This window comes from Paraburkholderia bryophila (assembly GCF_003269035.1).
Classification (GTDB): Bacteria; Pseudomonadota; Gammaproteobacteria; order Burkholderiales; family Burkholderiaceae; genus Paraburkholderia; species Paraburkholderia bryophila.
On record NZ_QLTK01000005.1, the window covers coordinates 23,835 to 50,269 of the forward strand.

General features: G+C 63.9%; 24 protein-coding genes. 6 read left to right on the forward strand and 18 right to left on the reverse strand.

Annotation, left to right across the window (positions count from 1 at the left end):
- Positions 1-20 precede the first annotated feature (20 nt).
- The 7 genes from BX591_RS10600 to BX591_RS10630 all read right to left on the reverse strand — a co-directional run bounded on the left by BX591_RS10600 (position 21) and on the right by BX591_RS10630 (position 7,364).
- A complete protein-coding gene (locus BX591_RS10600) occupies positions 21-734 on the reverse strand; it encodes an ABC transporter ATP-binding protein (RefSeq protein ID WP_111930976.1) in 714 nt (237 codons plus the stop codon).
- Positions 731-1,540, reverse strand: coding sequence for an ABC transporter ATP-binding protein (locus BX591_RS10605; RefSeq protein WP_111930978.1), 810 nt, complete (start codon positions 1,538-1,540; stop codon positions 731-733). The genes BX591_RS10600 and BX591_RS10605 overlap by 4 nt, the downstream gene beginning before the upstream one ends.
- Entirely contained in the window at positions 1,537-3,480 is a 1,944-nt protein-coding gene (locus tag BX591_RS10610; RefSeq protein WP_111930980.1) for an ABC transporter permease, read from the reverse strand. The genes BX591_RS10605 and BX591_RS10610 overlap by 4 nt, the downstream gene beginning before the upstream one ends.
- 31 nt (positions 3,481-3,511) lie before the next feature.
- Positions 3,512-4,096: an amino acid synthesis family protein gene (locus BX591_RS10615; RefSeq protein WP_111930982.1), complete on the reverse strand. Its 585-nt coding sequence runs from the start codon at positions 4,094-4,096 to the stop codon at positions 3,512-3,514.
- Positions 4,097-4,163: 67 nt separating this feature from the next.
- Positions 4,164-4,754 carry an amino acid synthesis family protein gene (locus BX591_RS10620; protein ID WP_111930984.1) on the reverse strand — a complete coding sequence of 197 codons (591 nt, stop codon included), beginning with the start codon at positions 4,752-4,754 and terminating at the stop codon, positions 4,164-4,166.
- Positions 4,730-5,695 (reverse strand): UPF0280 family protein, encoded by a 966-nt coding sequence (locus BX591_RS10625; RefSeq protein ID WP_111930986.1) that lies wholly within the window; start codon positions 5,693-5,695, stop codon positions 4,730-4,732. Before BX591_RS10625 ends, BX591_RS10620 begins: the two co-directional genes overlap by 25 nt.
- A gap of 52 nt (positions 5,696-5,747) precedes the next feature.
- Positions 5,748-7,364 carry a 6-hydroxynicotinate reductase gene (locus BX591_RS10630; protein ID WP_111930988.1) on the reverse strand — a complete coding sequence of 539 codons (1,617 nt, stop codon included), beginning with the start codon at positions 7,362-7,364 and terminating at the stop codon, positions 5,748-5,750.
- A gap of 269 nt (positions 7,365-7,633) precedes the next feature.
- On the opposite strand from BX591_RS10630, the gene BX591_RS10635 reads away from it, so the two are divergent.
- Complete coding sequence (locus BX591_RS10635; protein ID WP_111930990.1) at positions 7,634-8,350, forward strand: TetR/AcrR family transcriptional regulator; 717 nt, start codon at positions 7,634-7,636, stop codon at positions 8,348-8,350.
- A gap of 70 nt (positions 8,351-8,420) precedes the next feature.
- Here BX591_RS10635 and pcaC read toward each other — a convergent pair whose 3' ends face one another.
- From pcaC to BX591_RS10660, 5 genes are read right to left on the reverse strand one after another with little or no spacing between them, the layout of a single operon-like run.
- A complete protein-coding gene (gene pcaC, locus BX591_RS10640) occupies positions 8,421-8,816 on the reverse strand; it encodes a 4-carboxymuconolactone decarboxylase (RefSeq protein WP_111930992.1) in 396 nt (131 codons plus the stop codon).
- Positions 8,813-9,604 (reverse strand): 3-oxoadipate enol-lactonase, encoded by a 792-nt coding sequence (gene pcaD, locus BX591_RS10645; protein ID WP_111930994.1) that lies wholly within the window; start codon positions 9,602-9,604, stop codon positions 8,813-8,815. Before pcaD ends, pcaC begins: the two co-directional genes overlap by 4 nt.
- A 5-nt stretch (positions 9,605-9,609) precedes the next feature.
- A complete protein-coding gene (locus BX591_RS10650; RefSeq protein ID WP_111930996.1) occupies positions 9,610-10,989 on the reverse strand; it encodes a 3-carboxy-cis,cis-muconate cycloisomerase in 1,380 nt (459 codons plus the stop codon).
- A gap of 37 nt (positions 10,990-11,026) precedes the next feature.
- Positions 11,027-11,686, reverse strand: coding sequence for a 3-oxoacid CoA-transferase subunit B (locus tag BX591_RS10655; RefSeq protein WP_111930998.1), 660 nt, complete (start codon positions 11,684-11,686; stop codon positions 11,027-11,029).
- Positions 11,687-11,699: 13 nt separating this feature from the next.
- The gene (locus tag BX591_RS10660; protein WP_111931000.1) at positions 11,700-12,398 is read right to left on the reverse strand and encodes a 3-oxoacid CoA-transferase subunit A; all 699 of its coding nucleotides are present in this window, start codon (positions 12,396-12,398) and stop codon (positions 11,700-11,702) included.
- Between the two features lie 279 nt (positions 12,399-12,677).
- On the opposite strand from BX591_RS10660, the gene BX591_RS10665 reads away from it, so the two are divergent.
- Entirely contained in the window at positions 12,678-13,607 is a 930-nt protein-coding gene (locus BX591_RS10665) for a LysR family transcriptional regulator (protein WP_111931002.1), read from the forward strand.
- A gap of 126 nt (positions 13,608-13,733) precedes the next feature.
- Complete coding sequence (gene folE / locus BX591_RS10670; protein ID WP_111931004.1) at positions 13,734-14,372, forward strand: GTP cyclohydrolase I FolE; 639 nt, start codon at positions 13,734-13,736, stop codon at positions 14,370-14,372.
- A gap of 87 nt (positions 14,373-14,459) precedes the next feature.
- Here folE and BX591_RS10675 read toward each other — a convergent pair whose 3' ends face one another.
- Entirely contained in the window at positions 14,460-15,365 is a 906-nt protein-coding gene (locus BX591_RS10675; protein ID WP_111931006.1) for a DMT family transporter, read from the reverse strand.
- A 294-nt stretch (positions 15,366-15,659) separates the two neighbouring features.
- Between BX591_RS10675 and BX591_RS10680 the strand changes: the two genes are divergently transcribed.
- The gene (locus tag BX591_RS10680) at positions 15,660-16,739 is read left to right on the forward strand and encodes a VTT domain-containing protein (RefSeq protein ID WP_111931008.1); all 1,080 of its coding nucleotides are present in this window, start codon (positions 15,660-15,662) and stop codon (positions 16,737-16,739) included.
- Between the two features lie 16 nt (positions 16,740-16,755).
- Here the strand turns inward: BX591_RS10680 and BX591_RS10685 are convergent, their stop codons facing one another.
- On the reverse strand, positions 16,756-17,625 hold the full coding sequence (locus BX591_RS10685) for a CHAD domain-containing protein (RefSeq protein WP_111931010.1): 870 nt from the start codon (positions 17,623-17,625) through the stop codon (positions 16,756-16,758).
- A 442-nt stretch (positions 17,626-18,067) separates the two neighbouring features.
- Between BX591_RS10685 and BX591_RS10690 the strand changes: the two genes are divergently transcribed.
- On the forward strand, positions 18,068-19,651 hold the full coding sequence (locus BX591_RS10690; protein WP_111931012.1) for an inorganic phosphate transporter: 1,584 nt from the start codon (positions 18,068-18,070) through the stop codon (positions 19,649-19,651).
- 141 nt (positions 19,652-19,792) lie between these two features.
- Here the strand turns inward: BX591_RS10690 and ppk2 are convergent, their stop codons facing one another.
- Positions 19,793-20,719, reverse strand: a complete 927-nt coding sequence (gene ppk2 / locus BX591_RS10695; protein ID WP_111931014.1) for a polyphosphate kinase 2 — start codon at positions 20,717-20,719, stop codon at positions 19,793-19,795.
- A gap of 316 nt (positions 20,720-21,035) precedes the next feature.
- On the opposite strand from ppk2, the gene BX591_RS10700 reads away from it, so the two are divergent.
- Positions 21,036-22,094: a S1C family serine protease gene (locus tag BX591_RS10700; RefSeq protein ID WP_111931016.1), complete on the forward strand. Its 1,059-nt coding sequence runs from the start codon at positions 21,036-21,038 to the stop codon at positions 22,092-22,094.
- A 141-nt stretch (positions 22,095-22,235) separates the two neighbouring features.
- Here BX591_RS10700 and ggt read toward each other — a convergent pair whose 3' ends face one another.
- The 3 genes from ggt to BX591_RS10715 all read right to left on the reverse strand — a co-directional run bounded on the left by ggt (position 22,236) and on the right by BX591_RS10715 (position 26,430).
- Positions 22,236-23,969 (reverse strand): gamma-glutamyltransferase, encoded by a 1,734-nt coding sequence (ggt, locus tag BX591_RS10705; protein ID WP_111931018.1) that lies wholly within the window; start codon positions 23,967-23,969, stop codon positions 22,236-22,238.
- A 133-nt stretch (positions 23,970-24,102) separates the two neighbouring features.
- Complete coding sequence (locus BX591_RS10710; protein WP_111931020.1) at positions 24,103-25,506, reverse strand: MFS transporter; 1,404 nt, start codon at positions 25,504-25,506, stop codon at positions 24,103-24,105.
- 159 nt (positions 25,507-25,665) lie between these two features.
- Positions 25,666-26,430 (reverse strand): phosphocholine cytidylyltransferase family protein, encoded by a 765-nt coding sequence (locus BX591_RS10715; RefSeq protein WP_111931022.1) that lies wholly within the window; start codon positions 26,428-26,430, stop codon positions 25,666-25,668.
- Between the last annotated feature and the right edge of the window lie 5 nt (positions 26,431-26,435).

A 26,435-nucleotide genomic window follows, 5' to 3' on the forward strand; every position in this document is an offset into this window, starting at 1 on the left:
GGGAATCACACACTCACGCATCACACGCTCAAGTAAGCCCGCCTCACGGTCTCGTTCTGCGCCAGCTCGCCGATCGTGCCGCTAAAACGGATCTGCCCTTTTTCAAGCACATATGCGCGGTCGCTGACCAGTTCGGCGAAATGCAGGTTCTGTTCCGACAACAGAATCGACAACCCTTCGCGCTTGAGTTCGAGAATCATGTTCGCCATCTGTTCGACGATGACCGGCGCGACGCCTTCGGAGGGCTCGTCGAGCAAGACCAGATACGGATTGCCCATCAGGGTGCGCGACACGGTCAGCATCTGCTGCTCGCCGCCGCTCATCTGACCGCCCGGACGGCGCGGCATTTCGCCGAGATTGGGAAACAGGCGAAACAGTTTTTCCGGCGTCCATTGCGGCGCGCCTTCGCGCGGCGGCTGGCGGCCCGTGGCCAGGTTCTCCATCACCGTCAGATCGGCGAACACGCGACGGTCCTCGGGAACGAAACCCATGCCCATGCGAGCGATCTTGTACGACGGCAACGCGGAGATGTTCTGGCCGCGAAACGTGACCTCCCCCTGGCGACGCGGCAGCAGCCCCATGACCGCTTTCATCGTGGTCGATTTACCGGCGCCGTTGCGACCCATCAGCGCGACGACTTCGCCGCGGCGAACCTCGATACCGACGTCGAACAGGATATGCGCGCGACCGTAGAACGCGTTGAGGCCGGACACTTTCAGCATCGGCTCGCTCATTGCAGCGCTCCTTGTCCTGCCTGGCCGCCCGCTGTTTCATGCAAGGGCGCACGCGGCTGGAACGTTTTGCCAGTGCCGAAATAGACTTCCTGCACGCGGGTGTCGTTGCGAATCGTGTCGGCGTCGCCCTCGGCGATCAGCTTGCCGCGTGCGAGCACGATCATGCGGTCGGCGTAGGCGAACACCACGTCCATGCTGTGCTCGGTGAACAGCACGCCGATCTTGTGTTCGACGACGAGGCGTTTGGTGAGAGCCATCAACTCGTTGCGCTCCTTCGGCGCCATGCCGGCAGTGGGTTCGTCCATCAGCAGCAACCGGGGACGGTTGGCGAGCGCAATCGCGAGCTCGACGCGCTTCACGTCGCCATACGCGAGCACGCCGCAGGCGCGCTGAGCGTCCGCCGCCATGCCGACCTGGTCGAGCAGCGCGAGCGCTTCGTCGGCATAGCGCGTGCTCGCGGGTCTCCACAGGCCGAAGGTCTTGCGCTCGCGCGAGACCAGCGCCATCTGCACATTTTCCAGCACGGTCATCGAATTGAAGGTCGCGGCAATCTGAAACGTGCGCCCCACGCCCAGACGCCAGATGTCGCGCGGCCGCATGCCGACCAGTTCCTGGCCGTCGAGCCGGATCGATCCGGAAGAAGGCGGCAACTGGCCGTTGACCATGTTGAAGCAGGTGGATTTGCCGGCGCCGTTCGGGCCGAGCAGAGCCAGCAGTTGGCCGGCTTCGAGATCGAAGGAAACATCGTCGACCGCCTTCAGACCGCCGAACGATTTGCAGAGACCGGAGACGCGCAGCAAGCTCATAGCCCCTCCTTGATCGCCGCCGTGCGTTGCGAGGGTTCGACGGCGCGGCTGTCGGCGTGGTCGACGGTGTCGTCGCCGAAGCGCTCGCGGATAAAGCCGACGATCCCCTGCGGAAACGCGATCACCAGCAGCAGGATCGCGAGGCCCAGCAGCGCCTGCCAATAATCGGTCTGGCGCGCCACGGTGTCCTGCAGCCAGGTAAATACCGCCGCGCCGACAATCGGGCCGGTCAGCGTCTGCAAACCGCCGAGCAGCACCATCACGAGGCCATCCACCGAACGGCTGACACTGATCACTTCCGGCGAGATCGTCCCTTTGGAGAAGGCATACAGCGAACCGGCCAGCCCGCAGAACAGCGACGCGATCACGAACGCCGCCCACTGCACGCGCTTGACGTCGATGCCGATCGCCTCGGCACGCAGCACGGAATCGCGCGACGCACGCATCGCATAGCCGAGCGGCGAGAACAGCATCCTGCGCAACAGCCACACGCCAATCACGGCGCAGACCAGCGTGAGGTAATAAAACGCCACCGGCGACGACAACCAGTTCGCTGGCCACAAGCCAAGAACGCCGTTGCTGCCACCGGTCACATCGTCCCACTGGAACACGACCGACCAGACGATCTGCGCGAACGCGAGCGTCAGCATCGCGAGATAGACGCCGGAAAGCCGCACGCAGAACCAGCCGAACACCAGCGCGCCGCCCACCGCGAGCAGCGGACCGAGCAGCAGCGCGGCTTCCATGGGCAGATTCAGCACCTTGAGGAACAACGCGGCGCCGTATGCGCCGAGTCCGAAGTAAGCGGCGTGGCCGAACGAATGCATGCCGCCGGGGCCCATGATGAAATGCAGGCTCGTGGCGAACAGCACGGCGATCAGAATTTCGACCAGCAGCACCGGCATATAGGGGAATGCGTTGGCCGCGAGCGGCGCCAGCACGAGAACCAGCAAGGCGAGCGCAGCCAGCCATTTGAGACGTTTTCCCGCGGGACGCAGCGGCGTTTCCGGCGCGGCCATGCCACGCACCGCGGCCGTCGCGCGGCCCAGCAGCCCCCACGGACGCACCACCAGCACCGCCGCCATCACGACGAACTCAGCGACCAGCGTGAAGCGGCTCAACGACACGCCGACGCCGAAGATCGTCACGTGCCCGATACCGATACACAACGCCTTGATCTCCGCAATGATCAACGCGGCGACGAACGCGCCCGGAATCGACCCCATGCCGCCGACCACCACCACCACGAACGCGTTGCCGATCGTCTCCAGATCCAGCGACAGATTCGCCGACATGCGCGGCCCTTGCAGCGCGCCGCCCAGACCAGCCAGAAACGCGCCGACGAAAAACACACCGGTAAACAGCCACGCCTGATTGATGCCGAGCGCGCCGAGCATTTCGCGGTCCTGGGTTGCGGCACGCACCAGCGTGCCCCAACGCGTGCGCGTCAACGCGTACCAAAGCAGCAGCAACACCACGGGTCCGATCACGATCAACGCGATGTCGTAAGTCGGCAGCGGATGACCGAGGAATTCGACCGCGCCCGCCAGATGCGGGGCACGCGGTCCGAACAGATCTTCCGGGCCCCAAAGCCACAACGCGGCGTCGCGAAAGATCAGCACCAGCGCGAACGTGGCCAGCAGATGGAACAGTTCAGGCGCCTGGTAGATCCGCCGCAGCACGACCATTTCGACCAGCGCGCCGAGCACCGCGACCACCAGCGCGGCCGCCAGCACCGACAGCCAGAAGCCTCCGGTGGTCTGGCCGAAACGGCTCGCGATGCTGTACGCGACATAAATGCCGAACATATAGAACGAGCCGTGCGCAAAGTTGACGATGCGCGTCACGCCGAAGATCAACGACAAACCGGCGGCGACCAGAAACAGCGTCGACGCGTCGGCGAGTCCATTGACCAGCTGTACCAGCAAATTCGAAAGCATCGCGACCCTCGGCAAATAACCGAATGCTAACTCAGCGCAAACCGTCTTCGCCCTTGATCTCGCTCGCCTGCAGGCCGCCAATGCGCGGCAGCGGCCGGCCCGAGGCCGTTACGGCGACGGCCACCACGATCTCGTGCGCGCGCGGCGCGTCCGACACGCGCGCTTCGATCGCGTCGAAATGGCTGCGCACGAAGGCGGCGTCTTTGTGGCCGAGCGGCACGTCGATCGCGGTGCCGAGCGTGCCGATTTTTTTCGCCGACGGCACCAGCGCCGCGCCCTTCTCGACCGCCACGCGTAGCGGTGCGCCGAGCTTGGGGTGCAGGATCGCAGCGGCGTGCTCCAGTTCGCCCGCCTCGCCCACGATCGCGGCTTTGCCGTAACTCTGCGCGTCGCCCGGTGCAATGCCCAGTGCCTCGACGCACTTGTTGCCGAGCAACGCGCCGAGTTCTTCGCCGGCTTCGATCAATGCGTCGAGTTTGGTCTCGTAACGACCCGCGTACGGATTGTCGATCACCGCCATGGCGACCGCCCGGCGCGTGGGTGGATCGATCGTCTGGCCCATTTCAATACGTGTTTCGTCCACTTGCACGACCAGCTTGCGAAGCTTGATTGCCATTTCGCTCTCCGAGTTTTCAATGCCTGCCTGGGCGTTTTTTGCCGATGCGTCGGGTCCGGCCGTTACTTCAGCGCAAACCGTCCTTACCCACGATCGCTTCTTTCGCAAGCCCGCCGACGCGCGCATGCACGCGCTGCCCAGTGCTCATCACGAGGATGTACACGAGTTCGTCCGCGGCGGGCGCGCCGGGCACGCGCACTTCGATCGCGTCGAAATGACTGCGCACATAGCTCGCGTTGACGTGCGTGAGCGGCACGTCAAGCGTGGCGGAAGGCGCGCCGACCTTCTTGGTGGAGGGCACGATCGCGTTAGTCGGCACGCCGTTTTTCTCCAGCAGCTCGCGCATCGCATAGCCGCCGGGAACATGCCACAGCGCGCCATGTTCGAGTTCGCCGCGCGCGCCGACAATCGCGCCCTTGCCGTAGCCCTCGATCGACGCATGCGGCACGGCCATCGCCGCGAGCAGCCGTTGCGCCATGTCGAAGCCGATTGGTTTGAGCGCTTCCATGGCGTGCTCGATGGTCGCTTCATAACGGCCGGCGAAGGGATTCGTCATCACCGCGGCAATCGCGCCGCGCCTGAGCGGCTGCGCGGGCGCGGGGCCGAATTCGTGAAAAATATCTTCGACGTGCGTCAGCACGCGGCGTATTTCGAACACGGAGCCTCCTTGTTCATCTGAGCGCGCTGGGTGAGCAACGCGCCGGTACGTGTGTCCTCGTGAAGTCCGGCGACCCGCACGCGTCCTTGCAGGAACAGCGCGGCGCCTTCTATCAAGCCCTGTTCGCGCAGACGTCGCGCGGTTTCGACGCCGCGCGCCAGCGCGAAATCGATCAACGGTTGCGGTAACGCGGGGACGTCGACGGTCACGAGCAGGTCGCCGAGATCGCTATCGTCTTTCAACGACGACGCCGGACGGCGCACGATGCCCGCATGGTCGAGATTGACCGCGTTGGCGACGACGGTTGCGGCGGCGTCGGCGGTGGCCGCGTCGCGCGCGAGCACGGTCACGCTATCGGCGATGCCCAGGCTGAAGCTGCGACCACGCCATCCGCTGGTCGCGATACCGCGAATCGGCTGGGTGGCGTCGAGCGTCAGGTTGGCGTCGAGCGTCAGGTTGGCGTCGAGCGTCTGAGCGTTCGAGAGTCTTGCGCCGGACAACTGCGCGAGGTCCGCGAATACACCGATGCGGTATTGCTGCCCTTCGGACAAATACAACGCAATGTCGCCACCGTTGTTGATATACGCGCGCGCGATGCCTCGACGTGCAAATGCGGCGATCAATTCGTCGGCGACGCTGCCCGCCACGGCCGCCATCGGCGTCACGTAGCGCGCGCGATGCGGATGGCACGCGGACCACATGCGGCGAGCCACGGCGCCTTCTGGACCCTTGTCGTTCAGCGGCGCCGGGTGCTTAAGCGGCTGCCGCAGCAGCGTCAACTCGCCCACCAGTTCCGGCAATACGTCGACAAAACGCGTCCAGCACGCGTCGTAAGCGGCTTGCAGCGCCGCGGGCTCGCCGTCGGCCTCGAGGATCAGATCGATCGGCCCGTGCTGCCAGTGCAAGCGGGTCGCATCGAGCCGGGTGCGGGTGGGGTTCATGGCGTTCGTCCTGGTCGCATGGGTCGCTTTCTTCGTCCGTCACAGGAGCCGGTTAGCCGAGCATCGGCGGCATGGCCGGCGGCCACGGATTGTCGGGATTGCTCGCCAGCGTGCGGCGCGCGAGCGGTGCGCCTTCCGTGTGGTCCGGCCCGTTCGCCAGCACACTCTCCAGCGAACGCACCGCGTCGAGATGTCCGCCCAGGTCACGATACGCGTCGTACGTCATGGTGAACTCGATCGGCGCAACCAGTGCGGGCGTCGGCACCGTGCCGAAGGCATGGTCGGGCATACGCGATACGTCCACCATGACGGTGATGCCGCCGCCCGGCCACACGTAAGCGGGCGCGCCGCCGCAGGTCACGTTGACGAGTTTCTGTTTGATCGCGCGCGTGAGCAACACCGGGTTTTCGGTCGCGCCCGCGCGCAGACTGCCGCCCGCGCCGCCGAGAAACAGCACGGTGGCCAGCGACGGCTCGCAGTTCTCGCCAATCCGTTCGACCGTGCGACGCACGGCGTCCGGCATGGCTGCGATGCGCGGCACGAGATCGTGATCGAGTTCGTACCACTGCGCATGTTCGCCGGTCGTCGACACCATCAGCAGACGCATGCCCGGCTTCGCGACCGCCGGATCGAAGCCTTCGACAATTGCCAGCGGATCGTGAATGTCGGTGCCGCCCCAACCGGTACCGGGATTCGCCACCTGGAAATAACGGCCCGGCGTCGATTTCCGCCCGCGAATCTTCAGACCCGAACGCGCCATGCCGAGACAGCGGCCTGCCTGATGTTCGGTCAATACGCCGGTAATGTGGTCGTCGACCACCACGACTTCATCCACATGATCGAACCACTGTTTCGCGAAGATACCGATGGTGGCCGAACCGCAGCCCACTCGCATACGCTGCTCTTCGACGCCATCCACGATCGGCGCGGCGCCCGCGCGAATCACCAGACTCGCGCCGCCGTCGATCGTGAATTCCACCGCTTGCTTGTTGCCGAGCGCCAGCATCATGTCGCAGGTTACGCGGCCTTCTTTCTTGCTGCCGCCGGTCAGGTGATGCACGCCGCCGAGGCTCAGCATTTGCGAGCCGTATTCCGCGGTCGTGACGTGGCCGACGATCTCCCCCTGGCAACGCACGTTCGATTGCTCAGGGCCGAGAAAGCGGTCGGTGTCGATCTTTACCTTGAAGCTGCAATAGCTGAAAATCCCTTCCGTGACGACGGTGATCATATCGACGTCGTCGCGTTTGGACGCGACGATAAACGGCGCGGGCTTGTAGTCGGGATACGTGGAAGATGCGCCGATACCGGTGACGAACAACGACGGGTCGGCCAGCGAATCTTGCGTGGGAGACGCTGCACCAAATTCGATCGTGGTATCGGTGAGATTGGCGGGATTGGTTTTATCAAGGCTCGCGGCATCGGCACGCGACAGAAACACCACCGGATCGACGCGAATCAATCTTCCCTGCGCATTCGCATAACGATCGCACGCACCGGTGCGGCCCTCGGATATCTGGCACAGCACCGGGCAGGCATTGCACTCGATCTTGTTCGTCGCCATGCGCTCGCTGCGCGGCGCGGCTTTTTCGAGCACGGTGGGACCTGGCGTCGACGCGGTTTCACCGTCGACGCGCTCGGCACCGAAATCGACCTTCGTATGTTCTGTCATGGCGGGGTTTCCATACGACGACATTACAATCGGTCCTGCTCCGGCTGACGAATAACCCTTGTTTCAAGGCATTTTCGCGTGCTTCGCCGCGCTCCATGTTGCGGTCACTCACCATTCGTGTAGTATCCGCTACACCAAACTCGTTAGAAATCTACTCGATCAAATTAGTCTGCGCAACGTGTTTCACGCCGTTCACTTCAATGGTGCAACGCGACATCGGGGTGTAGCATGCCGTTCAACGTGAGCTAACAAAGAGAGCCGAGACCGCCATGAGTCCCACTGCCGCCCGCAAGCCGGGCGCTACCGGTATCCGTGCGAAGCAGGCGCAAGACACGCGCGCCAAGATCCTCAAAGCGGCCATCAAGGTCTTCGCGAAGCAAGGCTATGCCAGCGGCCGGATCGAGAGTATTTCAAAGGCCGCGCGTTCGCACGACCGCATGATCTACTACTACTTCGGCAGCAAGGAACAGTTGTTCGTCGAAGTACTGGAAACGATCTACACGCAGTTCAACGAGGCGGAGAGCCGACTCCATCTCGACCTGGACGATCCCGTGCGCGGTCTCGAACAAATGGTGGAATTCGTCTGGCAGTATTACCTCGACCATCCCGAGTTCGTCACGTTGCTGTCGAGCGAGAATCTGCATCAAGGCAAGCATGCGAAGAAGTCGCTCAAGCTGAAAGAGATTTCGGGCTACGCGATTTCCGTCGTGCAACAGCTATTGGATGCGGGTCAGGCGCAACAGGTATTTCGCACCGACGTCGCCGCGCGCGACGTGTATCTCATGATTGCGTCGCTCGGCTATTTTTATAACGCCAACCAGTACACATTGGGCGCGTTTCTCGGCGAACCGCTCATGGACAAGGCTGCGCTCGCGCATTGGCGCGAGGTCATCAAAGACACGGTGTTGCGCGCGGTGCGTCTGGCGTTGCCGGCGAGCGCGGCGGCTCCGGCCGCAGTGATCGATCGCGAACGCGGCGCTGCATAAAAAAACGCGCGCCATTTGACCGGCGCGCGTTTCGTTTCTTGACAGCCTGACAGCGTGTCGATGTACAGCGTCAAGGCGCAGCGGCCGCCGCGTCGTCTTCGCGAAACAGTTTATCGGCGAGATGAAACGCCGAGTTAGCCGCCGGCACGCCGCAATATATCGCGGTTTGCAACAGCACTTCTTTAATCTGCTCGCGCGTCACGCCATTGTTCTTCGCGGCGCGCAGATGCAAGGCCAGCTCTTCGCTGCGGTTGAGCGCCACCATCATCGCGATGGTCAGCAAACTGCGCGTATGACGCGGCAAGCCCTCGCGCGTCCAGATTTCGCCCCACGCGTAGCGCGTGATCAGGTTCTGGAATTCTTCCGTCAGCTCCGTGCGGTTCGCCAGCGACCGATCGACGTGCGCGCTACCCAGCACCGCGCGGCGCACGTCGAGTCCCGCTTCGTAGCGATCTTCGTCGTTCATTTCGCCTCCGTCAGAAACTCGAGCACGGTCTTCGTGAACGCGTCGACCTGCTCGATGTTGGATATGTGCGAGGCGTCCAGTTCGACGTAACGCGCGCCCGGAATCGACGCCGCCAACTCGCGGCCTTGCGCCGGCGTGGCGGCAAGATCGTGCGTGCCGCTAATCACCAGGGTTGGCAGTTTGATGCCGGCGGTTTCGGGACGCAGATCGGTCGCGTCGATCGCGTCGCAATTGGAGGCGTAGCCTTCCTTATCGGTATGCACGAAGACGTCGCGGATCATGGCGAGCACGACCGGCTCGCGCTCGATGTACTCGGCCGTGAACCAGCGCGGCAAGACCGCGTCGGCGAGTGCGCGCATGCCTTCGCTACGCGCTCGCGCGGCACGCGGCACCCACACTTCGGGCGAGCCGATGCGCGCCGCCGTATTGCACAGCACGACGCGTTCGAACCGGTCCGCATGACGCGCGGCCAACGCGACGCCGGTCAGGCCGCCCATCGACAGTCCGCAAAAATTCGCGCGGGCGATCTTCAGCGTGTCCATCAGGCCGAGCACGTCGCCGGTCAATTGGTCGATCGTGTACGGACCCTTCGGCGCTTCGGAATGGCCGTGGCCGCGCGTGTCGTAGCGCAGCACGCGAAACTGGCGGGACAGCGCCGCAACTTGCGGCGTCCACATGGACAGATCGCTGCCGAGCGAATTCGACAGCACGATCCACGGCGCGCTGCCGTGCCGGTCGCCGTCGATTCGATAGTGAAGCTCGGTGCCGTTGACTGCGGCGTATGGCATGCCGGTTACTCCCTGGATGGGGCGCGCTGCGCGCGCGCGGTGTGAAGAGCCAGCACGGCGTCCACATAAGCGTGGGCCTGGCCGACGTAGTGTGCGGGATCGAGCAACTGCTTGAGCCGCTCGCTCGGCAAATGTTCGGTAACGGCCGGATCGGCGGCGAGCACGTCGAATAGCGTTTGCCCGTCGCGAATCGCGGCCTTCGATGCGCGCTCGACCAGATGATGCGCGTCGAGCCGGCCGATGCTATCGCCGAGTGCGAGCATCACCGCTTCGCCGAGAATCAGGCCACGCGTGACGCCGAGATTCGCGGCGAGGCGCGGCACGTTCACGTTCAGTCCGGCGGCGATCTGTTCGATGTTAGCAAGCGCGCCGCCCGCGAGGCGCGCGAGGTCCGGCAGCGCGTCCCACTCCGCTTGCCAGCCGCCGAGCGCGCGCTCGTGCTCCTGGACCATGCCGGCGAATACCGTGGCGACGAGCCCCGGCGCGCGCGTCGCGGCCGTCAGCACGGCGGCGCAGCCAACCGGGTTGCGCTTGTGCGGCATGGTCGACGAACCGCCCTTGCCCGCGGCGGCCGGTTCGGCCAGTTCGTCGATTTCGGTTTGCATTTGCAGCGAGACGTCGCGGGCGATCTTGCCGAGCGTGCCGATCAGCATGCCGAAGAACGCCGCTGTTTCGGCGATGCGGTCGCGCTGCGTATGCCACGGCAAGGTGGGCGCGGCGAGGCCGAGTTCTTGCGCGAGCGATTGGGTGACGTGCGGTGCGGCGTCGCGCAGACTCGCCAGCGTACCGGCCGCGCCGCCGAATTGCAGCACGAGCACGCGAGCACGCAAGGCATCGAGCCGTTCGCGATGCCGCAGCAACGCGTCGAGCCATTGCGCGAATTTCAGACCGAGCGTGATGGGCAGCGCCTGCTGCAACCAGGTGCGGCCGATCATCGGTGTTGCGCGATGCGTGGCGGCGAGTTTCGCCACCGCGTCGCAAGTGGCGTGCAAACCCTGGTCGAGCAAGTCGAAGGTGTCGCGCAATTGCAGCACGGTCGCGGTGTCGATAATGTCCTGGCTCGTTGCGCCCCAATGCACGTATTTCGACGCTTCGGCGTCGGCGGCTTTCACGCGCGCGGTGAGTTGCTTGACGAGCGGAATCGCAAGGTTGCCGCCAAGCGCGGCGTCGCGCGCGAGAGCGTCAGCGTCGAGTTGATCGGCCTGGCAAGCGGCCTGGATCGCCGGCACCGCCGTGGCGGGAATCACCCGATGCGCAGCCGATGCACGCGCCAGCGCCGCTTCGACGTCGAGCATGCGTTGTAGCGTGGTGCGCGGCGACCAGAGGTGGTTCATCGGCTGGGTGCCGCAGAGAAGGCCGGTCAGACGGGCGCTGGAGTCGAGCATGTTGGCGTGGAGGTTCGGAAGGAGATCGGAGTCAAGCTTAACCCGCCCGCGCCGCTTGCGTCCCGTCGATCAACGGCACGCCGGTCAGCTTGTGCAGCGCGTCGAAATCGATGTCCGAGAAAATCTCGCGCACCACGAGGCCCTGATCGGTCACGTCGATCATGGCGAGGTCCGTATAGATTCGGTCCACGCACGCAATGCCGGTGACCGGATACGTGCATTCGGCGGCGATCTTGCTCTCGCCCTGCTTGGTCAGGTGCTCCATCATCACGTACACCTGTTTTGCGCCGATCGCCAGATCCATTGCGCCGCCCACGGCCGGAATCGCGTCCGGCGCGCCGGTGTGCCAGTTCGCCAGATCGCCTCTGGCCGAGACCTGGAATGCACCGAGCACGCAGAAGTCCAGGTGGCCGCCGCGCATCATCGCGAACGAATCGGCGTGGTGAAAATACGCGCCGCCCGTGAGCAGCGTGACATGCTGCTTGCCGGCGTTGATCAGTTCGTCGTCTTCGTCGCCTTTGGCGGGCGCCGGGCCCATGCCGAGCAGGCCGTTTTCGCTGTGCAGGAAGATTTCCTTGTCGGCGGCGAGGTGGTTGGCCACCAGCGTGGGCACGCCGATGCCGAGGTTCACATAGGCGCCTTCGGGGATATCCAGCGCAACGCGTTTGGCCATTTCATCGCGGGTCAGTTTTTTCATGTCGGTCTCCAGGTCAGGCGGCGGCGGTGGCGGCGATTTGATGCGCCGCTTGCGGCACTTCAATGACGCGTTGCACGAAGATGCCGGGCGTGACGATCACCTCCGGGTCGAGTTCACCGAGCGGCACCACTTGCGACACCTGCACGATCGCGGTTTTCGCCGCACTGGCCATGATCGGGCCGAAATTGCGCGCCGTCTTGCGATAGGTGAGATTGCCCCAGCGGTCGCCCCGATATGCCTTGATCAGCGCGAAGTCCGCATGCAGCGGCGACTCCAGCACGTAGTGCTTGCCGTCGATCAGACGCGTTTCCTTGCCTTCGGCAAGCCGCGTGCCGTACGCGGTCGGCGTGAAAAAGCCGCCAATGCCCGCACCGGCCGCGCGAATCCGTTCCGCGAGATTGCCCTGCGGCACCAGTTCGAGCTCGATTTCGCCGGCGCGATACAGCGCGTCGAACACATACGAATCGGTCTGACGCGGAAACGAACAGATGATCTTGCGCACGCGTTTGGCTTTGAGCAACGCAGCCAGGCCGATGTCGCCATTGCCCGCGTTGTTGTTGACGATGGTCAGCTCGCGCGCGCCCTGTTCGATCAGCGCGTCGATCAGCTCCGACGGCATGCCGGCCGTGCCGAAGCCGCCGATCATGACGGTCGCGCCGTCGTGGACATCGGCGACGGCCGATTCAAGTGACTCGAAAATCTTGTTGATCATGTCGAATTTCCTTTGGGAGCGCTGCGTGCCGCTGGGCTGCCGCCTTGCCGATGTGTTCACTCGCGATTTGTTCGTTATGTGAACAGTGATTCGTTTAGCGAACGTTGGGGCAATTATGGTTGTGCTTCGGCTGCATTGTCAAGGCAGGGGAATCCCGTTAAACGCGCTGCGGGTCTTCGACGAAGCCAAACGCACTATCCTCGGATGAGATTTTTAGGCTACCCTCTATGCCGACAAACAGATAATCCATCACCCGCACCGCAGCAGGCCCAATCGAGCATGTCCGAGACAAACCTGGATCTCAACCTGATCCCCTTTCTGGTCGCGATGGAAGACACGCGCAACGTCAGCCGCGCGGCCGAGCAACTCGGCGTGAGTCAGCCGCGCGTCAGCACCGCGTTGGGACGGCTGCGCGAATACTTCGACGATCCGTTGTTCGTGCGCACCTCCAAAGGCATGGAGCCGACGCCGCGTGCGCTCGCCATCCTGCCGGCCGCGCGCGACGCGCTGCTGCGGATCGAGAAAGGCATGCTCGACGTCCAGGATTTCGATCCGGACACCAGCACGCACACCTTTTCGATCGCACTTTCCGACGTCGGCGAGATCGTGTTCCTGCCGCGCCTGCTGCAACTCTTCGCCGAGCGCGCGCCGTTCGCGAATCTGCGCTCGGTGACGCTGTCGCCGTCGAACGTGGAACGCGGGCTCGAATCGGGCGACGTCGACCTGGCGGTCGGCTATTTCCCGGACCTGGCGGGCAATAACTTTTTTCAGCAGCGGCTCTTCACGCACCGCTTCATCTGCCTGATGCGCGCTGGCCATCCACTGGCGAAGGCGCCGCTCACGCTCGCGCAGTTCGTGGCAGCGGGCCACGCCGTCGTGCGTGCCGAAGGACGCAGCCAGGAAGTGCTGGAGCAATTCCTGGAAAAGAAACGCATCAAGCGGCGCGCCGTGCTCGAAACGCCGCATTTCATGAGCCTGCCGTTCATCCTTGCGCGTACCGATCTGCTGGCGACGGTGCCCCATGCCATCGGTTTCGCGTACGTGTCGGAGCATGCGTCGATCACGCTGGTCGAACCGCCGCTGCCATTGCCGCGTTTCGATCTGCGGCAGCACTGGCATCGCAAGTTTCATAACGATCCGCGCGCGAGCTGGTTGCGCGGCGTAGTCGCCGAACTCTTCAACGATGCGATGGACGAGTGGCCGAAGTAGCCGCTTGCGCCCCGACAGCGATCAGGGTGATCGGCACGGCAGGGCCTGAAACATGGAACAATGGCCTGACTCATTGACCCCGCGCGCCAGCAGCAGCGGCAACGCGCGCTCCCGGAGGAACACCGCATGACCAGCAGCAAGACAGAAAAAACCCAACCCGCGGCGAACGCGGACCGCCCGAGCCGCGAAGAAGCCGAAGCGGCCGTTCGCGTGCTGCTGCGCTGGGCCGGCGACGATCCGGCGCGTGAAGGCCTGATCGATACGCCGGCGCGCGTGGTGCGCTCGTACGAGGAGTTTTACGCGGGCTATCAGGTCGATCCGCGCGAGATCCTCGCCCGCACCTTCTCCGAAGTGGACGGCTACGACGAAATGATCGTGCTGAAAGATATTCGCTTCGAAAGCTATTGCGAGCATCACATGGTGCCGATCATCGGGCGGGCTCACGTGGCGTATCTTCCCCAGCATCGGGTGGTCGGCATTTCGAAGCTGGCGCGCCTCGTGGATGCGTTCGCCAAGCGCCTGCAGATTCAGGAAAAGATGACGGTGCAGATTGCCGATACGCTGAACGAGGTGCTGCAGCCGGCGGGCGTCGGCGTGATTCTCGAAGCGGCGCACCAGTGCATGTCGACGCGCGGTGTCCATAAGGCCGGCGTGACGATGGTTACCTCGCGCATGCTGGGGACGTTCCGCTCCGATCCGTCGACCCGTCGCGAGTTTCTGTCGATCGTGGGGAATCCGGGCGTGGTGGCGGTGGCTAATACGTAATACGTGGCGGGAAGAGGCGGTGGTGCTTCGTGCGATGCCTCATGCGGTGCCCCATTCGGTGCTTCAGGCCGTGTTTCAGGCCGCGCTTCAAGCCGTGCTCCGCGCTGCGCCCATCCGGCCCAACGTGGCAAGCAGCACCGCGCCGAGCACGCACGCCACGCCCGTCAACTGCGCCGCGCTGACCGGCTCGCGCAATGCGAGCGCCGCCAGAGCCACCGCGCTGACCGGCACCAACGCGGTCATCAATCCGGCCTCCGCGCCGCTGATCCGCGCGGCGCCCGCATACCAGAGCACGAAACCCGCCACCGTCGGCACCAGCGCGTAGTACAGCACGCCGGCCAGCGCGGGCGCGTCGACCGGCAGCATCCACGGTTTCTCGAAACAGGCCGGCACGAGTGCGACCGCGAAGCCGATCCCGCACATCAACGCCGACAGCGGCAGCGGCGCGACCGGCTGGTGCAGCCTGCGATTGAGCAGAATGAAAAGCGCCTCGCAGACGATCGCGGCGAACACCAGCGCATTGCCCATCAGCGAACTCGCCGCATGCGGCGCAGTGAAATCGCCGGGATGGACGGTACATACCAGCACGCCCGCCGTGGCCAACAATATCGCGCCGATCAAGGACGGCGCCGGGCGCTCGCCGAGCGCAAGCATCGCCACGCCCGCCGACACCGCGGGCAGGGTGCCGGCAATCACGCCGGCATCCGCGGCGGACGCGAGTTTCATGCCGCTGATCAGCAACACCGTATAGCCGACGCTGCCCGCGCCGGCCTGGGCGATCACCAGCAAGGTATCGTGACGATCCAGACGCGGCCAGCGCACGCCGCGCCAGCGCATGACGAGCACGAATAGCGGAAACGCGATCGCAAAGCGCAGCGCGGTCGCACTGAACGGCGGCAAGCCGGCCGCGATCGACTTGCTGACCACCACCGTGCTGCCGACGCCGAGCATCGCCAGGGCGCAAAACAGGTATCCGAGATGCCGCGAATTCATGGTGCCGTCCTATTCCTATCGCTGTTCGTGGATGCGTTGCAACGAACCGGCAGAATAGGCGCGCGGGCGGCACACGGTCTTGAACGAAATTGCAGCGTCGTATCGAGCCTATCGACGCGCGGAGCGACGTCAACCCGGCGCGTAACGCATCGAGTATTCTCAGCAAGGTCTGGTGGGCGCGCGAAACACTCATGCCGCCCGTCACGCCCATTGCGCCCGTCGGGAACGTACTTTGCAAGCACACAACGAAGGCCGCTTCAAGCCGGCCCAAACGCAATAACAGGAGCTGCTCAATTGGTAGAGTTTCCGTCTTCGGCGGTGGCAACCTGGGGTGGCGCGTTCGTGTTCATCAACGTCCTGTTGACGCGTCTCGGGGTGCCGATTCCCGCCGTGCCCGTGCTGCTCTTTGCCGGTTCCGCGATCGCCGCCGGCACGCTGTCGTTCTGGCCGATCCTGCTCGCTGCGGTGCTGGGCGCGCTGATCGGCGACGCCGCGTGGTTCGCCGCCGGCCGTCTGTATGGCCGCAAGCTGATGGCCGCGCTCGGCCGCCTTTCGCCCGCGATCGACGCCAAGGTCGACAAAGCGCGCTCGCTGTTCGAGCGCTTCGGCGTGCCGCTCGTGTCGATCTCGAAGTTCGTCCCCGGCCTCGCTTTGATTACCCCGCCGCTGATGGGTACCACGGCCGTCGACACGCGTATTTACGCTGTCTGGGATCTGGTGGGCGTGCTCGCGTGGGCAAACTTCTGGTTGCTCGGTGGCGCTGCGGCGGAACGACAGTTACACATGCTGCTCGACCTGGTGAAAGCGCGCGGCGGCACGGTGATCGATATTCTGCTGGGCGCGGCGCTCGTCTATCTGCTCTATCGGATGCATCTGCGGCGGCGTGAGCGGCGGCGTTTCGCGCGGGCGGCATCGGCCGAGGCGGCGCAAAACGCGTCTCGCGGCTGGCGGCGCATCGTGCCGCCCAAGGTGCTCGACGCGCGTCCGCAGGCCCTCGCGCCCGACACGCCGCGCGCGATTCCCGGCGCGCTCGCCTTCGATCCCCACTCGCCCGAGCAGATCGACGGTGCGCTTCGCGCGTACGACATGGTGATTTACTGCATATGCCCGGACAGCGCGACGGCGGTGGAGATCACGCAGCGCATGCGGTTAGGCGGCTATACGCGGATTCGCGCCTTGCGAGGCGGGCTGGAGGCGTGGCAGAGGCGCGGCTTTCCTGTCGAACCGCTCGGGCCGGCTGACGAATTGACGACCGGATATCGGCCGCCGTCGCCATCTGGAGACGACTCGAGCGGCCCGCGTGGCACACACGACACAACTCGCGGTGCAATCACGTTACGCGGCTTTGCGCCGCGCCGCAGTCAAAGCACCTGATCCGCGCGGCTCGATCTCAGTGATTGCGCAACAGACTGGCGGCAGACCGCATTCGGCGTTTGCGCTCTTTCTTCAGCCAGTGCAGCGCCGCGTCGGTGTCGCCCGCGCCGGCCAGCAACGCGGCGTTGTCACGCAGCAGCATTTCGCTGGCGACGATATCGTTTAGCGTCCCAAAGCGTTTCTGAATCTGTTTCAAACGCTTTAGCGTGCGCTTATGGCCGCCGTTCAGCACTGGCGCAAAAAACTCCAGCAGATAGCGTAGTTTCTTGCCCTCTTTCCTGACATCGTGAAAGGCCGTGTAGTTGGCGCGCTTTGCCCGGCGCGCGCGCTTCATGCGTTTCTTCAATGCGCGCTCCGAAGCCGCCACGCGTAGATTGGCGAATTCCTGCAGCGGCACGCGCCCGGGCGCAGTGTTCAATTCCTTGGCGGCACTGGTCAGCGCTTCGCGCAGCAAATGCTTGACGTCCGCGTTCGAGAGGGTTTCCCGGCTCGTGGCGAGCGCCTCGTCGCGCGCTTCCTGAAGCCTGGGGGCGAGCCCGCTCGCCGAGCTTTTCTTCCGGCTCAGCAACTCGCGCAAAATGTCCCAGTCGCGGGTCTTGCCGGCAGCCGTGGCGAGATACTTGTACAGGGCACGTTGCCGCGTGTTTTCGCCTTTTTCGAGCAAAGGCTGGAAGGCCCACCAAAGGGAACGCAAACGCCGCAGCGACACGCGAAACTTGTGCAGCGCTTCGGGTGAGGCGTCCTCGCGAACCGCCCTGCCTTCTTCGATCGCATTGTCGACGAGCGGCTCGGCGTAGGCCGTAAAGGCGGCCTGTGCAGAAGGTTCGGCGCCGCCCGGCTCGCTGTGGGCGGCATGTCGATCCCTTTTCCGATGCTCTCGGTTCATTGGCGCCCCTTTTTGCGGTTCGTTCATGGAGCGTAGCAAAAAAAGAGCCTCCCGGGCTTGGCGCGCAGCTTCGCCGCAGCACGCTTCGGGAAAAAGTGCGCGACCCTGACTCCCGGCAAGAAGATTTTTTACCGCATCCATTAGCGCGACGCCGAATCACCGTCTATCTTCAACATACGCTTCGCCGCCGACGCGAATGCCAAAAACCCGCGCCTGCGACACGCAAAACATGCCTGCAAACGCCATGCAGTTGTTTTCGGACATCTGACGATCGATATCCGCCAGCTTTCACGAAATTCTCTATCGAAACGGCGCGCGGCCTTTACCCGCGTGCTTTCCCGCGCGACCTAGGTCTCGCGGGGGTGTCATGTCGTTGTCATCATTGCGACACACACGCCCCGCAGGATCGGTGGTTCCGCGACAAACTCTTGGGGCACAAGTCATGCCGGAACTTTCGTATCCGCAACCGGGCACCGCAGCTAAAACCCGCAATCTCAGCCTCCTCATCTTCTTCGCGGTTATCGCTATCGGCGCGGCTTACTGCGCCATGCATCTGGTGGACGATCTGCAACCTGTCCGCGAGAGTTCGGTTCTACCGTATCTGCTTCTCGGCGTGGCGCTACTGATCGCGCTCGGCTTCGAATTCGTCAACGGTTTTCATGACACCGCCAACGCGGTCGCGACGGTGATCTACACGCACTCGCTCGCACCCAACCTCGCCGTGGTGTGGTCGGGCACGTGGAATTTCCTCGGCGTGCTGACCTCGACCGGCGCGGTCGCGTTCGGCGTGCTGCAATTGCTGCCTGTCGAACTGATCTTGCAGGTGGGCAGCAGCGCCGGATTCGCGATGGTCTTCGCGCTGCTGATCGCGGCGATCATCTGGAACCTCGGCACGTGGTATTTCGGGTTGCCGTCGTCGAGCTCGCACACGCTGATCGGTTCGATCATCGGCGTCGGTCTGATGAATCAGCTGATGCACGGCGCGAACGGCACGAGCGGCGTGGACTGGAACCAGGCGCTCGGCGTCGGCAAGTCGCTGCTGTTTTCGCCGCTGGTGGGCTTTCTCGCGTCGGCGTTGCTGCTGCTGATTCTGAAAGCGGTGGTGCGGATTCCCGCACTGTATGCCGAGCCGAAAGGCAAGGAACCGCCGCCGTTCTGGATTCGCAGCCTGCTGATTCTGACCTGCACGGGCGTGTCGTTCGCGCATGGTTCGAACGACGGTCAAAAGGGCATGGGCCTCATCATGCTGATCCTGATCGGCACGGTGCCGACGGCGTATGCGCTGAACAAGGCGGTGACGCCGGCGGAAACGCAAACCTATCTGGCGGTCGCTCAACATGCGTCGGCGACGCTCGGCAAGTACACGCAAGGCGCCGCGCCGTCGACCAATCCGCGCAGCGACGTCGAAGCCTATGTCCGCACCCGCCAGTTGACGCCCGTCACCCTGCCGGCATTGCAGCAACTCACCGAGCAGATCGCTCACCAGGTCGGACAATCGGGCTCGATGGGCGCCGTGCCGCAAGGTGTCGTCGATAACGTGCGCAACAACATGTATGTGGCGTCCGAAGCGATTCGCCTGATGGAGAAGGCAAAACAACCGGCGTTCGCACCGGAAGACGTCAAGGCCATCGACAACTTCAAGGCGCAAACCGATCACGCCACCAAGTTCATTCCGACCTGGGTAAAGGTCGCGGTGGCGATTGCGCTGGGTCTGGGCACGATGGTGGGCTGGAAGCGGATCGTCGTGACGGTCGGCGAGAAAATCGGCAAGCAGCATCTGACATATGGGCAGGGTGCGTCGGCTGAAGTCGTCGCGATGCTGACGATCGGCGCGGCCGACATGTACGGCCTGCCGGTTTCGACGACGCACGTGTTGTCCTCGGGTGTGGCGGGCACGATGGCCGCTAACGGCTCGGGCCTGCAGTGGGGTACCGTGCGCAGCCTGATCCTCGCCTGGGTGCTGACGCTGCCGGTGTCGATCGCACTCGCTGCGGGCTTGTATTGGCTGTTCCGGATGGTGTTCTGAAGCACATCTTTGAAGAAGCCGCCGGTCTGCGGTCAGGTTCGCAGGACCGGCGAGTCCGAATGAAAAAAGCGCGGCTTACACAGGCCGCGCTTTTTCTTTGTGCCGAGCGCCAGGAGGCGCTCGGTGGCTTGGTGCCAAGGCTTAGTAAAGCTCGGGCACGATCATCGACGCCGGCACCGGCTGGCGGCTGTACTCGTCGTTATGAACGCGCGCCGGCAATTCGATGGTGGAATGCTCGACCTCGTGATACGGCACCTGGCTCAGCAAATGATGAATGCAGTTCAGGCGCGCGCGCTTCTTGTCGACCGCCTGCACGACCCACCACGGTGCCTCGGGAATATGCGAGCGCTGCAGCATCACTTCTTTCGCCTGCGTGTACGCTTCCCAGCGACGACGGCTTTCCAGATCCATCGGACTCAATTTCCACTGTTTCAGCGGATCGTGAATGCGGTTCTGGAAGCGGATCTCCTGCTCTTCGTCGGTAATCGAAAACCAGTATTTGAGAATCTGCACGCCGCTGCGCGCCAGCATTTTTTCGAATTCCGGCACCGAACGGAAGAACTCTTCGTATTCTTCATCGCTGCAAAAATTCATCACGCGCTCGACACCCGCGCGGTTGTACCAGCTGCGGTCGAACAGCACCATTTCGCCGCCTGCCGGCAGATGCGAAACGTAACGCTGGAAGTACCACTGCGTGCGTTCCCGGTTATTCGGCGCGGGCAGCGCGGCCACGCGGCAGACGCGCGGATTGAGCCGCTGCGTGATGCGTTTGATCGCACCGCCCTTGCCGGCCGCGTCGCGCCCTTCGAAAATCACCACGAGGCGATGACCGGTCTGCACGATCCAGTCCTGCAGTTTGACGAGCTCGCCCTGCAGACGGAACAACTCGCGGAAGTACATCTTGCGGGCTTCGCGATGCTCGGCCGTGAAGCCCTCCGCGCCGTCGATAATGCGGTCGTCGACTTCCATTTCGAGCTCTTCGTCGTACGCGTCGATGAGGTCTTCCTCGAAACGGCGTTGCCGCTCTGCAAGCACTTCGGCTTCGGGTCTCGGATCCAGCTCTTTCATTGCAGCTCTCCTGGCAACGGAAATGGTTAGGCGCGCGGCGAGAAGTCCGACGCGAACGCGTTCGATTATCGAAGCGCGAGGTGTCAGCCGTGTTACCGCCGTGGCCGCATTTCGGCGCCCTTTGCGTGCCGATGGGCACACAGCGGCACGTTTGGGCACGTAGGCGAACGATTGCGCGGCATGCGGGGCCGGCTCACCTTGTCGTCGTCCATGATAGCGACTTTTGCGGCGGCGTCCGGCGCTGCCCGCTGCCGCTCGTACTTGAAAACGTCGGCGACGCCCCGCATCTGCGTTCCCGTTTATCCGGAGCATCGCCATGGGAAGCCGCCCACGCTTCATCGATGGCCTGTCGCGCGCCGCATCCGACGCCCCCGGGCCGAATCCCCTCACCCCCTTATCCGACGACACGCTACTCGACGCCTATTCCCGCACCGTGATCGGCGCGCTGGAACGCGTGCAGCAGGCGGTCGCCTTCATTTCCGTCGAACGCCGGCTACCCGGCGAGGCATCCGGGCACAGCGGCGGCAGCCGTGAGCGCGGCGCGCGCGGCGGCACAGGTTCCGGCTTTCTATTCACGCCCGACGGCTACCTGCTCACCAATAGCCACGTCGTGCACGGTGCCACGCACATCCAGGTCACGCTGGCCGACGGCGCGAAATTCGACGCCGATCTGGTCGGCGACGATCCGGGCAGCGATCTCGCCGTATTGCGGATTGGCTCGCCGGAGCCGCTGCCGCATGTCGAGCTCGGCGAATCGTCCAAACTGCGCGTCGGCCAGATCGCGATTGCGGTAGGCAATCCGCTCGGGCTCGCACAAACCGTCACGACCGGCGTGGTGTCGGCGCTCGGCCGCTCGCTGCGCTCGAACTCCGGTCGCATGATCTATGACGTGATCCAGACCGACGCCGCGCTGAATCCCGGCAATTCCGGCGGTCCGCTGATCAATTCCGCGGGCCAGGTGATCGGCGTGAATACCGCGATCATTCCCGGCGCGCAGGCCATCTGTTTCGCCACGGCAATCGATACCGCCAAATGGGTGATCATGCAGATCTTCACGCACGGTCGGGTACGGCGCGCGTATATCGGCGTGGCGGGCACCACGACGCCGCTCGCGCGGCGCGTGCAGCGCTATTTCGGCCTCAGCTCGGAAAGCGCGGTACATGTGATGGAAATCGTCAAGGGCAGCCCAGCCTCGCTCGGCGGTTTGCGTACCGACGACACGATCGTCGCCATCGACACGCTCGCCGTGCAGGACGTGGATGGCCTGCAGCGCGCGCTCGACGCGTCGCGGATCGATAAGCCGGTGAACGTCACGGTATTGCGCGGCGCGCAGCGGCTCGAATTGACGTTGACGCCGGTCGAGCAGACAGCTTGAGTCTGCGGTTTGCTGTTTGCGGCAAGGCGCTTTCGCCTTGGGCACCTATAAAAAAGCCTCGCGCTCAATCGAGCGCGAGGCTTTCTATCTTCGAGCCGCGGCGCATGCGCAAAACCGCACCGCCGCACGTCACCCAGACACTTACTGAATCACTCGCGTCACACCTCGGCCGCGCGGGTCGGCCGCCGCTTCCGGCGTATCGCCGTTCACCTTGATCGCCTGAATATCGCCGCTGAAATCCTGCCCCTTCAGCGTGTAACCCTTGGCTTCGATCTGCTGCGCGAGCTCACCCTCGATCGGCTTGTACGGCTCCCAGAAAATCGTGTTCGGCGGCAACAATTGATGATGGAAACGCATCGCCGCCACCGCGTCCTGCAGCGGCATGTTGAAGTCGTAAATGTTGTTGATCACCTGGAAGATCGACGTGAAGATGCGCGAGCCACCCGGCGTGCCGATCACCAGTGAGACCTTGCCGTCCTTGGTCAGAATGGTCGGGCTCATCGACGACAACGGACGCTTCTTCGGCTCGATCGAATTCGCGTCGCTGCCCACCACGCCGAACATATTCGCCACGCCCGGCTTCGCGGAGAAGTCGTCCATTTCGTCGTTCAGCACGATGCCGGTGCGATCCGCCACCACGCCCGAACCGAAATAGCCGTTGATGGTGTACGTATTCGACACCGCGTTACCCCACTTGTCGATCACCGAGAAGTGCGTGGTTTCGGCTTTCTCCGGCATGTTGGTGCCGAGCCCCGGTTGTACGCTCTTCGTGTCCGACGGGGTGTTCGGATTGACCTCGGCGGCGCGTTTGGCGAGATACGCGTCGTCGGTCAATTGCGCGATCGGCACCTTGTAGAAATCAGGATCGCCGAGATACTGCGCGCGATCCGCGAAGACCCGCTTCTCGATTTCCGCGATCAGATGCACGTATTGCGCGGAATTGAGCGTGACGTCCTTGAAGTCAGGCGCGATGTCGGCCTTCATCTTCAGCAACTGCACGAGGCCGATGCCGCCCGAGCTCGGGGGCGGGGCGGTGTAGACACGATAGCCGTTCCAGTCGGCCTGGATCGGCTGACGCCAGACGGCCTTGTACTGCTGCAGGTCGGCCTTGGTAATCAGACCGTGCCCGCGCATGGACGCCGCGATCAGATCGGCCGTCTTGCCCTGATAGAAGTCTTTCGCGCCTTGATCCGAAATACGCTGCAGCACGGCGGCGAGATCCGGTTGTTTGAAGTTGACGCCCTGCTTCAGGTTGCCGAAGTAGGTGTCGAAGTTGGTCTTGCCGGCGAAGTCTTTCGCGGCGTCGTCGCGGCGTTGCTGCAATTGCTGGCTGACTTCGAAGCCGTCGGTCGCGTAGTGAATGGCCGGTGCGAGCACCTGCTTCCACTTGAGCTTGCCGAACCGGCGTTGCGCCTGCCACATGCCGTCCACCGTGCCCGGCACGCCCACTGCCCGATAGCCGAACAGGCTCATGCCTTTGATGACCTCGCCCTTGTCGTCGAGATACATGTTTTTGGTCGCGGCGAGCGGAGCGCGTTCGCGATAGTCGAGGAAGTACGGCTTGCCGTCGACATACAGCGTCATGAACCCGCCGCCGCCGATGTTGCCCGCTTCCGGATACGTCACGGCAAGCGTGAAGGCGATCGCGACGGCCGCGTCGACGGCATTGCCGCCTTCCTTGAAGATCTGTTCGGCGGCGTCGGCGCTGTACTTGTCGGCAACCGCGATAGCGGAGGCCGTGAGAACGGCCGGCTGGCCCTTCGCGGCGGTCTTCGCGACAGCGGGCGTGGCCTCGAGAAAACCGGTGGACACTGAAACGAGTGCGACCAGCGCGAATCCGCTGGCGGACGATTTGGCGTTGCGAAACAACCTCATTGACTATCCCCCAAAGACGACGCTTTCACCTGACGAGAACGAGAGCTGCCTTGGGCTTATAACATGCGCGCCGCCCCTTTGCGAAGCCGCGAAAATCCTTAGTACGGATGCCGCGGCACGCAAAATTCCGGCGTTAAGCGCGGCCCCGGCTGCCGCGCGCGATCTCGTCGCCGGCACCCTGCGGCAGGCGCGCGGTGATCGGAATAGACAGGAACGAAAACAGTCCGACCACGATGAATGCCGGCCAGAAATCGGAGAATACGATACTCGAATGGCCCTGCACGTTATGCGAAATCTGCAGCACGATACCCGCGATCGTCACGCCGAGGCCCAACGAAATCTGCTGGATCACACTCGCAACACTCGTTGCGCGGCCCACGTCGCGGCTCGGAATATCCGCATACGCGAGCGTATTCAACGAGGTGAATTGCAACGACGGAAAGAAGCCGCCGAACAGCACGACACACCAGATCAACCAATGCGGCGTACCCGGAAAGAACAACCCGTAGACCGCGATCGCCAGGCCCGCGCACCCCGCGTTGAACATCAGCACGGTGCGGAAACCGAAACGCTCGAGTATGCGCGACGCCGCCGCCTTCATGAAGATCGACCCGAAGGCGGACGCGCAAGTGACCGACCCCGACTTGAACGCCGTCATGCCGAGCCCTTCCTGCAACGCGAGCGGCAACAGAAACGGCACGGCACCGAGACCGATCCGGAATAGCGAGCCGCCCACCACGCTCGCGTGAAAACTCGGAATGCGCAGCAGGCGCAAGTCGAGCACCGGCAATTCGACACGGCCGGCGTACAGCACATACAGCACGATCAGCACCACGCCGATCACGCACATGCCGACCGACACCGTGTTCGACACTAGCTCCCCGCCCACCAGCGAGAGCCCCATCATGAAGAGCGACGCGCCGCTCGCGGACAGGATGAAGCCGGTCCAGTCGAGCCGTCCGGGATGCGCTTCGCGCACGTTGGCAATGTGTTTATTGGCCAGCCAGATACCGAGCAGGCCGATGGGAATATTGACGAAGAAGATCAAACGCCAATGCAGATAGGTCGTAATGAAACCGCCGAGCGGCGGCCCGACCACCGGCCCGAGCAAGGCCGGCACCGTCAGATAGTTGACCGCGCGGATGAAGTCCGACTTCGGCACCGAACGGAAGATGATGATGCGCCCCACCGGCACCATCATCGCGCCGCCTATGCCTTGCACGAAGCGCGCGACCACGAACATGCCGAGCGAGGTGGAGGCCGCGCACATCAGCGAGCCCGCCATGAAAATGCCGATCGCCGTGCGAAACACCGTGCGCGACCCGAAGCGGTCGGCCACCCAGCCGCAAATGGGAATGAACACGCCGAGACCGATCACATACGCCGTGACGGCCAGCTTGAGGGTGATGGGGTCCTGGCCGAGATCGCGCGCCAGAACAGGCAGCGACGTCACGATGACCGTGCCGTCCACGTTTTCCATGAACATCGCACACGCGACGATCAGCGGAACAATGAAAGTGCCTAAAGCAAGAGGCATTGGCATGGCGACGGGTTGCAAGGCCGTCGGTGTAAAGCGTCGATTATGGCATCGCATCGGCAACAGATGTTGTAGTGCGAGCCGTAAACGGCAAAGAGCCGGCTTCGAACCGGCTCTTTGTGCGTTCCGCCTTCGCTCGGCGAAGACGCGGGAGAAGACCTAACGCGACGCTGTGACCAGCGGTTGCAATTGCGGCAGGATCTCGGTGCTTGCGCGCGCAACGTCGTTCGGGAAGTCGATCTCGATCCACGGCGCGCCGGTCACATCCGCGGTATCGAACACCTGGGTGCGCTCCAGCAGCAGATCGCGCACGGCTTCTTCGTGCGGCAGGTTGGCCCGGCCGCTATCCACGTAGCCGGCCACGATCTCCGCGAAACGCTGCGCGGTTTCCTGGCGGAAGCGGAAGAAGCCGACCGACTCGCCGATCGTGTCGTAGTCGAGATTCACGGCGAGCTGCTTGCGCAGTTCGACCGGCACGCCGTCTTTCAGACACAGCTTGACGGGTTCGTCGCCAGCTTCGAAATCACGGTCGATCAACAGGCGGTTGACCGTCTCACCCGCGACCAGCGCGTTCAGGATGCGCTCGTCGTACAGCACGTCGGCGTCCATCAGCAGGACGTCGCCGCCGCGCGTCAGCGCGTCGGCCACCGTGTGCACCGTCAGCACGCTGCCCAGGTCGTAACGCGTGTTCAGCACCGTTTCGACCTGATGCGGCCAGTTGATGCGCTCCAGTTCCCCCTGCACCGACTCCGGCTGGAAGCCGAGCGCCAGCACGACGTCCGTCACGCCGGCGGTTTCGAGCATGTGCAGATGCCGCTCGAGCAGGCTCATGCCGTCGAACTGCAACAGACACTTCGGGAACTGAGCTTGCGGCGGTTGCTGGAGACGCAGGCCGAGGCCCGCAGCGAGAATGATGGCACGCATGCGCG